The sequence below is a fragment of the Marisediminitalea sp. genome (assembly GCF_984433645.1).
The window spans coordinates 1-9,432 of sequence record NZ_CFIDRX010000168.1 but is presented as its reverse complement, the minus strand read 5'-3'; the positions used below and the strand labels follow the sequence as shown (position 1 = coordinate 9,432).

Annotated in this window: 8 protein-coding genes and 1 pseudogene; 4 read left to right on the top strand and 5 right to left on the bottom strand. The window is 49.4% G+C overall.

Annotated elements, in window-relative coordinates; translation table 11 throughout:
• The 3 genes and pseudogenes from AC4MRN_RS16900 to AC4MRN_RS16890 all read left to right on the top strand — a co-directional run.
• Positions 1 to 329, top strand: a pseudogene (locus tag AC4MRN_RS16900) (hypothetical protein); the annotation flags it as partial.
• 35 nt (positions 330 to 364) lie between these two features.
• The gene (locus AC4MRN_RS16895) at positions 365 to 1,177 is read left to right on the top strand and encodes a TauD/TfdA dioxygenase family protein (protein ID WP_491203937.1); all 813 of its coding nucleotides are present in this window, start codon (positions 365 to 367) and stop codon (positions 1,175 to 1,177) included.
• Positions 1,178 to 1,296: 119 nt separating this feature from the next.
• Positions 1,297 to 2,043, top strand: a complete 747-nt coding sequence (locus AC4MRN_RS16890) for a CPBP family intramembrane glutamic endopeptidase (protein ID WP_491203936.1) — start codon at positions 1,297 to 1,299, stop codon at positions 2,041 to 2,043.
• On the opposite strand, the gene AC4MRN_RS16885 is transcribed toward AC4MRN_RS16890, so the two are convergent.
• Positions 2,040 to 3,122, bottom strand: coding sequence for an electron transporter RnfD (locus tag AC4MRN_RS16885; protein WP_491203935.1), 1,083 nt, complete (start codon positions 3,120 to 3,122; stop codon positions 2,040 to 2,042). The genes AC4MRN_RS16890 and AC4MRN_RS16885 overlap by 4 nt on opposite strands.
• Positions 3,123 to 3,240: 118 nt before the next feature.
• Positions 3,241 to 5,712 carry a glycoside hydrolase family 9 protein gene (locus AC4MRN_RS16880; protein WP_491203934.1) on the bottom strand — a complete coding sequence of 824 codons (2,472 nt, stop codon included), beginning with the start codon at positions 5,710 to 5,712 and terminating at the stop codon, positions 3,241 to 3,243.
• A 677-nt stretch (positions 5,713 to 6,389) separates the two neighbouring features.
• Between AC4MRN_RS16880 and AC4MRN_RS16875 the strand changes: the two genes are divergently transcribed.
• Positions 6,390 to 6,935: a hypothetical protein gene (locus AC4MRN_RS16875; RefSeq protein ID WP_073324076.1), complete on the top strand. Its 546-nt coding sequence runs from the start codon at positions 6,390 to 6,392 to the stop codon at positions 6,933 to 6,935.
• 172 nt (positions 6,936 to 7,107) lie between these two features.
• Here AC4MRN_RS16875 and AC4MRN_RS16870 read toward each other — a convergent pair whose 3' ends face one another.
• The 3 genes from AC4MRN_RS16870 to AC4MRN_RS16860 form a co-directional block, all read right to left on the bottom strand.
• On the bottom strand, positions 7,108 to 7,830 hold the full coding sequence (locus AC4MRN_RS16870) for a PEP-CTERM sorting domain-containing protein (protein ID WP_162359724.1): 723 nt from the start codon (positions 7,828 to 7,830) through the stop codon (positions 7,108 to 7,110).
• A 783-nt stretch (positions 7,831 to 8,613) separates the two neighbouring features.
• Positions 8,614 to 8,976, bottom strand: a complete 363-nt coding sequence (locus tag AC4MRN_RS16865) for a hypothetical protein (RefSeq protein ID WP_491203933.1) — start codon at positions 8,974 to 8,976, stop codon at positions 8,614 to 8,616.
• Between the two features lie 93 nt (positions 8,977 to 9,069).
• The coding region (locus AC4MRN_RS16860) for a DUF3010 family protein (protein WP_491203932.1) at positions 9,070 to 9,432 on the bottom strand (363 nt) is incomplete at its 5' end.

Sequence of the window (9,432 nt, the reverse complement as noted above, 5' to 3'; positions counted from 1 at the left end):
TCTTTTTGTATTGCGGCGTAAAAGAAACTGCCAACAAGCCGGGTTTGATTATTGCGCTGTCTGCATCGACCGGTGGTTACCTGCCCGTGGCTGAGCTGCGTATCAGCAGCAGTAAAAACAATCGCATTTGCTGGATCCCCGACCACTTAATTATTCGCAATGTTAAGGCCTGCTTTAACACCCCGACGCCGTCGGACGACAAGGACGATACCTATATTCAGGCCAGATTTTCACACTCACTGGGCCTGCTCCTGCAATATGCAGTGGGGTTAAGTGGCGTTCGCGAAAGCGCGGTCGCTGACTACAAAACATATCCGTTTGGCATGTAGCTCAAGCCTGGCGTATCACATTACCGGAGTTAATCATGGCATCTGACACTATTACCATTACCCCGCTGACCCGCAATATTGGCGCAGAGATCGGCAATATCGACTTAACTAAGCCAATCACGGCTGAAGTAGAAGAGCAACTGAAGGCAGCGATTGCTGAACACCAGGTTATCTTTTTTCGCGATCAGCAGATCACGCATGAACAACACATGGCTGTTGGTCAGATTTTCGGTGACCTCATTGTTCACCCCGGCGCAAAGGGTATTGATGGCTATGAAAAGATTGTCGCCATTCACGCCGACAAAGACTCAAAGTACATCGCGGGCGACAACTGGCATTCAGACCTCAGTTGCAACGAACTGCCGCCGATGGGCTCCATGTTGTATATTCACACTCTACCAGACGTAGGTGGCGACACCTTGTTTTCTTCGATGTATGCCGCCTATGATGCCTTGTCGCCTGCCATGCAACAGTATTTGGAAGGTCTGCAGGCAGAGCACGACGCCAACCACGTGTACCACGCCATTTACGGTGACTACGGAACCGCCTACCCATGTAATGTGCACCCCGTAATACGCACACACCCGGTAACCGGCAAGAAAGCAATATTTGTGAATGCCTCGTACACCACACGCATTCTGGGTGTGTCTAAAAACGAAAGCGATGGCATTTTAGCCATGCTCTACGAACTGGCTAAAGACCCGAATTTTCAGGTGCGCTTTAGCTGGCAGCCTCATTCCATTGCCATATGGGATAACCGCTGTACCCAGCACTTTGCAGTTTGGGATTACTTCCCGGATACCCGTTCTGGCTACCGGGTTACCATTGGCGGCGATAAACCCTACTAGCCGCCCGACTGGGCAGCGGCGGCCCGTCTTCGCGCAAATGTAAAATAACCGCGCAAGCCATTGGCTGGTTGAAAAAATAGGCTATGATACAAGCTCCCCAACAAGGAGAGGGCAAGCACATGGAACAAGGAAAAGCAGTCTCCAGTATCATCATTCTCAGCGTATTCTCGGCGGCGATATTCGCTACCCGGTTTTTGCAGCCGCAAATAACCGCCCCCTATGTAAAATATGCTGTGCCTTACCTCTGCTGGTCGCTGGCAATATTGCTGGCCGGCATTCTGTTAAGGCGAAAAGGCCCGTTACTCAAGGCTGTAGGGATAACCCACCAGCCACTGATTGGCGTAGCGGCAGCCTTGTTGTTTTCATTACCTATGCTGATTGGATTTAGCGTATTTTTTGAGTTCTCTGCCCCGTCGGTTACGACACTGATGACCAAAAGCCTGATCCCCGGCTTCTTTGAAGAGCTGTTTTTCCGAGGCTTTTTGGTAGGCTCACTGATTGCTATAGCCGGTTGGCGCTTCCTGCCTGCTGCACTCATTGGTGCGGTCATTTTTGGCATGGGCCACTGGTTTCAGGGTGCCACCCTTGTTCAGGCCGCCACCGCCGCATTGTTTACCGCCATTGGCGGCCTTTGGTTTGCCTGGTTGTTTTACCGCTGGGGCCATAATCTGTGGATAGTGATCACCCTGCACACGCTGATGAACGGCTATTGGGTATTGTGGCAGGTAGACAGCACCGCTATTGGTGGTCAAGCGGCCAACCTGTGCAGAATGGCCACCATAGTCCTGAGTATTGCCGGCACAGAATGGTGGGTAAGGCGATGTAGCAAACGCTCCCTTACCCCGGCCGAATCACCTGAAACCTAACGCCAGCCAGTGACCTGTTGTATGGCTTGGGTTAACAGCTCAGCATTGCTGGTGTGTTGATTCACTCTGGGATGCTGGCCGTAGCCATTAAACGGAAATACCACGGTGGAAAGCCTGCTGTCGCCCTCGATGGTTAAGTTCGCTACAGCGGCTTCAACATAACCTGGCCAGGGTGACCCCGCCTTGGTGGCATCCATACTGCCCAGCGCACATATAATTTGGGCATTGGGGTACTCCGCTCTCACTGATTTCACAAAAGCCTGATACGCCGCAATGATTTGAGGTTCGGTGGGTGTAGGCGAAATTCGCTTGGGATCGGGCACCAGCCAGCTGTCGTTCTGCATGAGGTTAATGACCAGCACCTGGGGTGTCCAGGAGCTGAAGTCCCACTGTGAATCGTTGTTACCCACAGCGCTCAGCTGGTCGTAAAACTGCGGCATAATAAAGTTAAACCAGCTCACCATAATACCAATACCGCTTTGCGAGATTGTATGTAGCTCTGCGCCTAACGTTCTGGCAGCAATGGCGCCGTAACTGAGGTAGTGGTTTTTGTCGCGGGGTAAGTTGTCGGGGCCATTGTAAGGCGCTACATTGCCCATACCACTGGAAATGGAATCACCGTAAATTTCGATTCGACGTGTTGGTCTGCCCGGAGGAGCCAACAATGCCGCATCGGCATCAATGCTAATACCCAGAAAATGCGTACCGCCTTCTTCGCCTTCGGTGCGCTTGTAGATTTCCACCGTGTGCTCGCCAGCGCCTAGCGTGTTACTTATCCAGTATGCGTGCTCACCTTGCTTAGCTTCAATCACAAAGGGAAAGGCGTCGTTCCCATCGACAATCACATTGTAGTAATTCTTGCCGTTGTCGTCTTTTAACGTTACCGACAAAGACTCACCAGAAAAACGCGCTTTCACCGATGAACCGGGCCAGGTTAAATAGGGCGCACTGGCATTCGCAAAGTCAATACGACCGGTATACACATACCCTGCATCAGTTGCCGGTACCACTTTGGCGTAAGCTGCAACACTGACGTGCAAACACACCAGTGCGCATAGCGTAATAAACCTGTTTAACATCCTTGCCTCGATTACTTGTTCATGTGGTTGATATGACTCGAAATACTATACGGTTGCACGGCCTGAGTACACTGTTCGACGCCGATACAGCTGCGCCGAACAGTGCGTGACACACTCGTTACGGCTGTCTGCCTGCAAGTTTAAGTGCAGCATTTACGGTAAACAGGTAAGACGCGCCCAAGTCGATAACATACTCGTTTTCGCCCCACAGGAACGGCCAGTTTTCCATATTTTCCGGCAGATCAGGTTTCAGGATGAGAACGCCCGGCACAATGGCACCGCTGATAAACGAATAGTCAGCGCGGTTCATACCGTACGCCACTTTCTTCGATATCGTGCCTACGTTCGACACAAATGAGATATCGGAGTCCGGGTGCGTGCCATACAAATAATCCAGCGAGCGGTAAATAAGGTCGCTGCTGTAGAGATCAGGATAGGCCTGATGCAGATAGTACTGAGTCACCGCCATATCCAGTACGGTACCATTACCCGCCCAACCGTATTCGGTGATCACCACGCCAAATGGATTTTTGCTGGTTGCCGCCTCAAGCTTGGGTTTATAGGCCTCAGCCGCGGCGCGAATACGTTTTTTATAGGCGTTGTCCATAAAGGGTAGCGCGCGGACGGCCAATACAGCACTGCGACCAAAGTGCTCCTCGATATGCGGCAGTAATGCCGTTACTGCATGCTTATACTGCGTATCGCCGGTGGTGACCAATAACTCCACCGCAGCTTTGAGCTTTTCTTCTTCCAGACCACCGCCAGTCGTGTTACCCACGCGGAACAAGTCGGGCTGTTTGTCGGCTTCGCTTGCCCATGCCGCAATGGCGGTATCCAGGCTTTCTTTGGCCAACACCGGCTTGTAGCCCTGCAAGGTACGACTGGCTGCAGCCAGCGCCGCCATTGAACCGTAATTAAGCGGCGTAGATTTAGACGTAAATGCCCAGCGGTCGTCGAATACGCCGCTTTCTATGCCATTGGATTCAGTGTCTGCCATCGACGCGTTGTAAATCAGGTTATCGGTCATGGTCAGGCCGTCACCCAGGTGGGTGTACTGGCTGATATCCGGCACAATAATACCCGGAATGGCATGCCCTACCGCCTTGAACTGCGCCAGCAATGCCAGCGTGCCATGCTCAATTTGTTGCAGCAAATCAGGTTTGCCATCGGGCACGTGAATATCGACATATTTGCGGTCGTAATCCACCAACGTGGTGTCGCGGTCGATGCCGAACTCCTCAAACGCCTGCACTAAAAAACGCACCGTGCGATATTGAGTTTGGGTACGAATGTCGTAGTCACCCGCGTCGTACCAACCGCCTACGTTTAATCCGGGAATGTGTTCGCCGGGCTTGTACTGGGTGTCCGTGGTCGGCCCCTGGGCGTACAGGTCGAAATGCTCATGATTCACCGGCGCTTGCAGTGCGTCATCTAAATGCGAGGCACCGTGCCATACGCGATACGCCTCGTTAACCAACACGTGATCCATTTGTACCGGGAAATAATGGTCCAGCGTGGGGTACCAGGCGGCATCCAGTACATGCTCAGCAATGGGGAAAGATGCCGTGGTAGTCCCCTTATAACGTAACTGGTAAAGGCCCGGCTCAGTGACATCGGTAAAATCAAACGTGGCGTATTGGTAGCGCGTGTAGTCCTCAACCTTGCCGGGCGCGGCTTTCTTAACTACCGCTTTCGAGCCGTCGGCATTCACTTTTAGCAGCTCTGCCATGCCATTTACCGGTGCGTGCTTGTCTAGCTCAATGACCGCGCGTTTAGTTTGCCAGGGCAAATACCCTACCTGCGAATGAGCAATCATAGGGTCGCGCAACCAGGCATCATCGGTACTGGCGGTAATACGCCAGGTCAGCAATTCACCCTGTTTATTTTCGGGCAACACACCGCGCACCACATACCAGCCGTTTTGTGCTTTGGCTCTACCGTCGTACAGTGTTAGCGGCGCTGAAGACTCGATCATCACACGCTTGGTGTCACTTTCAGGGGCCAATACCAATTGTTTTGCAGACGCCAGCGGTGCCGGCTCATGCTGACCAATGATCTCTTTTACCCCGGTAGGATACAGCGGAAACGTGCCGGGTTTGCCGTCGGCCAGAAAGCTGGTTTCCATATAATTAGCAGGCAAAAACTCGATGTTGAAACCCGCTTTACCCACCAGCTCAGCTGGAACCGGACGCGGTGACGACAAGGTAATTTCCACGCCATTTTCGATGGGGCTGGCGCTAATGGTGTAGGTAAAATCGAATTCCGGATACGACAAGGTAGCGCTGATCGTATTGGTGTTGTTGTCTACTTTGCGTTCCACAAAGGTGGGAATGGGGTCCCATTGCTCGGGTGTGGCACTCAGGCGTACATCGCCGTTAGTCGCAATACGCTCACCAAAGTGAACCAGCTCTACCCCACTGATTTTAGAATCGCCAAACAACCCGTTGTACCAGTTGCTGAACACCACAATGTCGAGACTGGGTTGAGAAAAATAGGCTTTATCGTTCAGTGCAGGCACGGCCGCAGAGGTAACAATAGGCGCGGCTACCAACGCACTGGCAATCGCAGAATACAGAACAGACTTAATCACACAAACACTCCTGTCATTTTGTTAACAGAAGGTTATCAACTCAATGCCCGAAAGAAATTACGTTATTAAATTATGGGGTTGTTGTTTTGGGTGAGAGGCCTATTTCAGATGAAACAATCATCTTTCGGGCATCCAAGAAAGAAAAAAACAACTATAAAACATGAGGTTAAATTTTAATGCGCTTTTTTCACTTCAAAAAAGGGTTCTAAAACACCTATCAGGCAGTAGTGGGTAAAACTGTTTAACAGGAGAAGTAATGACTCCGCCAACACCCCAAGTGGGTATTTTTTGGTGTTATAGATGGCAGGTTATTGCCAAATCTATACCACTTACAGACGCAACATGCGATAGCCTCGGCAGAGTAGATTCCGCATTCAGTCATTTAACCGAATGGGAAACAAATAGGATTTATTTACCCAGGCACAAAATGCTACTTGGCACCGAATATCAGCAATTTCCTCGAGGTAGGGTTATTTATGACACACACCAAGAGACATTCAGCCTATTCGCCGACAAGTCCATAATTACCGATACACCGCTTAGATTAAAGGTGTTGGAACAGTTTAGACTATTGAAATACAGTCACATTTGGAGGTCAGATCCGCACTACGCAATTTATTAGTCACCGAGTAACCCCCAAAACATACAGCCGAATGAACCGGAAAAGGAAGTAGTACATGAAGTATCAAAAGCAGTTAGATCGCCTAAACTCAGGCACAATGAGCAGACACGAATTAGCCGTTATGAAAAAGAACGCTAAAGCACTGGTAGAAAAAGGCGACTCTGATGCCGTTGCCATTCTGGATGCAATAGATTATTCAAAACCCGCTGATGACTATATTCTGTTCATGGGCTTTTGCCCGGGGGCTGACTTTTCACAACGTTTGGATATCGAGTGGAAAAAACACGGTATTTGCCGGTTCGACTATTTAGAAAGTGAGTCTCAGCTCAACAGGTGGAATACGCTTTGCGCCGGTGATTTGGTTATTCTGAAAAAACGAGAAAAGTTCGGCGAATCAATGAAACTTTATGGTTACGGCAGAATAAAACGTATCGCTTACGACGAAGAAAATACGCGCTATTTCGAGATGGACTGGTCTGCCCAGGAACAAGAAATTGAAGTTCCGCTTATGGGCTGTAATAGCACCGTGGATGTTAAGTCGATGCTGGAGGTAGAAAAGCAAATGCCAGACAATTTCTGGCAATGGCTTAACAAAGAATGAGCTTTGTTAAACCACATGGTCCCTATGCATAGTCGGCAAGCTCGGCCCCTTTGAAAAGCAACGAGCTGTCTTCACATTACGCTCCCGAACGATGAATGCACGTGTGTCGTGTATGCGTTCAGGGGCGTTTTGGTGAAACGTGTATTGATCGCCGGCGCCCGACAAACCTTAATTACAGTCGTGTTTTCCGGCCAAAGCGCCCCTGTCTTCGCCGCCAGCTTAAAGCGACTATTGCAGTAGCAAAAGCCACGAAGGCGCCGGGCTCAGGCACTGTGGCCGTTCGAACCAGCATGGTCGAATAATTTTCGTGCGCGAGGCCTAAAAAGAAATCGGAATATGCCCCGTCGTCTCTCAGCGCTACTTCATCCTTGTGTGTAAACGCGGGGAATCCGACTTTATCTATAGCATCATGAAACTTTACACTCGCCAAGCCGTGATGCCCCATGAAAAAGCCAATGGCTGAGCTTCTTTCCATATAATCAGTACCGGAAGCGGAATTGAACCCCATAATATTGAAGATATTGTCCCATACTGAGTCGTCGCCACCGACCACACGCGAATTGTAATCCCAGGCGTATAATTGCCCTGCCCCATAGTAATCAGGGCTCTCGAAATCGGCCTCAACCTCATCAAGGTTGGCAACGTGATCCCACAACATGTAAACCTCTTCCGCAGAAGGCAAACGCCACCCAGAATAATCTCCACCAGCGCCAAGTTGAGAGCTGACGTGATTGTAAGACTGACCATTGTTAATGCCAAAGTCCATCCACACCAAACCTGTTGATGTGTCTTTAAAACCGGCCTGGGCAAAACTGTTGTCATTAATGAGTACAGCGTTTGCGGTCATACTGGCCAACGTCAGCAACACACCCAGTCCCTTTACTACATTGTTCATAATGCTCTCCATTAATACAAAAACAACTGATGGGCAAAGTAACAATGAACCGGGACAGAAGCTGACCCAAACCATAAAAAATAAAACATGAATAACGCGGCGAGGTTTCCATACTCTGGCAGGCATTCCACGCATTGTAAGTATTAAGGTGGCTATAATGTCGCTGAGTCAACATTGAAACGCGGTTGCCTTTAGCAAGAAAAAAACCTAGATTTAGTCTGGTCTTATTAATGACTTAAGAACAATAAGCTGCAAAGCATGCATTACCGAAAAGACAGGATGTCGTTCAATCTTTGATTGGAGTTGAGGCAGGAAAGTACAGCGCGAGCTGAGGCCTACCTGCAATTTAGTAGGAGACTGAACTCAACAACAAAGGTAGGCAATAATGAAAAAAGTGATTAGTACGTCTGTCGTTAAAAGCGCCGGTGACAGGGTGATTCGCTGTTTTTTATTAGAAACTCTCATTCCGAGATACCCGAAATATAAAACGGTAGCTCAGTTACAGGAAGAGCTGATCACTCATGGGTTTGAGTGCTCCAAAAAAACGATATACAGAGACATGGACTTGTTATCTTGCTTTAAACCCATCGTGTGCGCAGAAGAAACCCATCCCAGGGGCTATTCAATGTATACCGATTAAATGCAAAAACGCCGCCTTGCGCGGCTTTTTTTTATGTAAACGATAAGAACGTTTATTCGCGGCAATGGACGTTCCCGCCCTCACTACGAGCAAGTCACCGCCGCAGATTTATGCGACAGTGCTTAACCTGCAACAATAGAGTTTTAGCGCCCTGCACATAAAGGTAATGCACTGTCGAAGGACGATGAATTCCTTACCCGGATCCGTCTTTGTTCATGTTTCGCTATCCAGTGCTTATCTTTTATGAAGGGTGTCTTGGCATCCTCGCTAACCGCGACGCTGACAAAGTCCACTGTGACTTTTCCCTGCCGTAAAGCGCGCCTCATTTGTGCAACGTTGGCAGGGGTAAGCCCTTTACTTGTACAGTAATTGTAAGCCTCAGTAGTGGTTGATACGAGTTGATCACCTAGCAAATAGCGTTGACCCTGGGCATCTTCTATCCAGGTCTGGGCAGACAAGTGAGCAGAGAAAAATAACGGTGCCAGAATAGCAGTACGTTTAAGCATTTATACATCCTTGGATTTTTATTATATTTCGATGGCGCTCAAAGAGCCCGCATCATTCACTTCAGACAGTGTCCAAACGGCCTAAAGAGCGAGTTAAAGGTGTTGGCTAATATAGGCCAGCGCGGTTTCAAACGCTGACTTCTGAAAACCTTTCAAGCCGGTATCGCCAAACTCTATGAACATGTGATTTTCTTTTAACGCCGCTTTGATCTCGGTAGGCGGCATTACAATAACCTGCACGCCGTTTAGCAACTCCAGCGCCGCTTCTAATTTAAACCCAATCGCACCACCCGCAAATTTGCCCTTCATAGGGCGCTGGCGAATAACGATAGTTTCTATTTTGTAGTCCTGCACTAGCTGCGCGAAGGATTTCTGAAAATACTTAAGCTCATGGGCGGTAGCGGCTTTTTGCAAGCTCAGTTTACGGATACGGCAATCCGGAATCTGAATCAGGTC

Excerpts from the sequence above, each read along its gene's own strand:
- AC4MRN_RS16895 (WP_491203937.1), top strand. The coding sequence starts at position 365 with ATGGCATCTGACACTATTACCATTACCCCGCTGACCCGCAATATTGGC.
- AC4MRN_RS16890 (WP_491203936.1), top strand. The coding sequence starts at position 1,297 with ATGGAACAAGGAAAAGCAGTCTCCAGTATCATCATTCTCAGCGTATTC.
- AC4MRN_RS16885 (WP_491203935.1), bottom strand. The coding sequence starts at position 3,122 with ATGTTAAACAGGTTTATTACGCTATGCGCACTGGTGTGTTTGCACGTC.
- AC4MRN_RS16875 (WP_073324076.1), top strand. The coding sequence starts at position 6,390 with ATGAAGTATCAAAAGCAGTTAGATCGCCTAAACTCAGGCACAATGAGC.
- AC4MRN_RS16870 (WP_162359724.1), bottom strand. The coding sequence starts at position 7,830 with ATGAACAATGTAGTAAAGGGACTGGGTGTGTTGCTGACGTTGGCCAGT.
- AC4MRN_RS16865 (WP_491203933.1), bottom strand. The coding sequence starts at position 8,976 with ATGCTTAAACGTACTGCTATTCTGGCACCGTTATTTTTCTCTGCTCAC.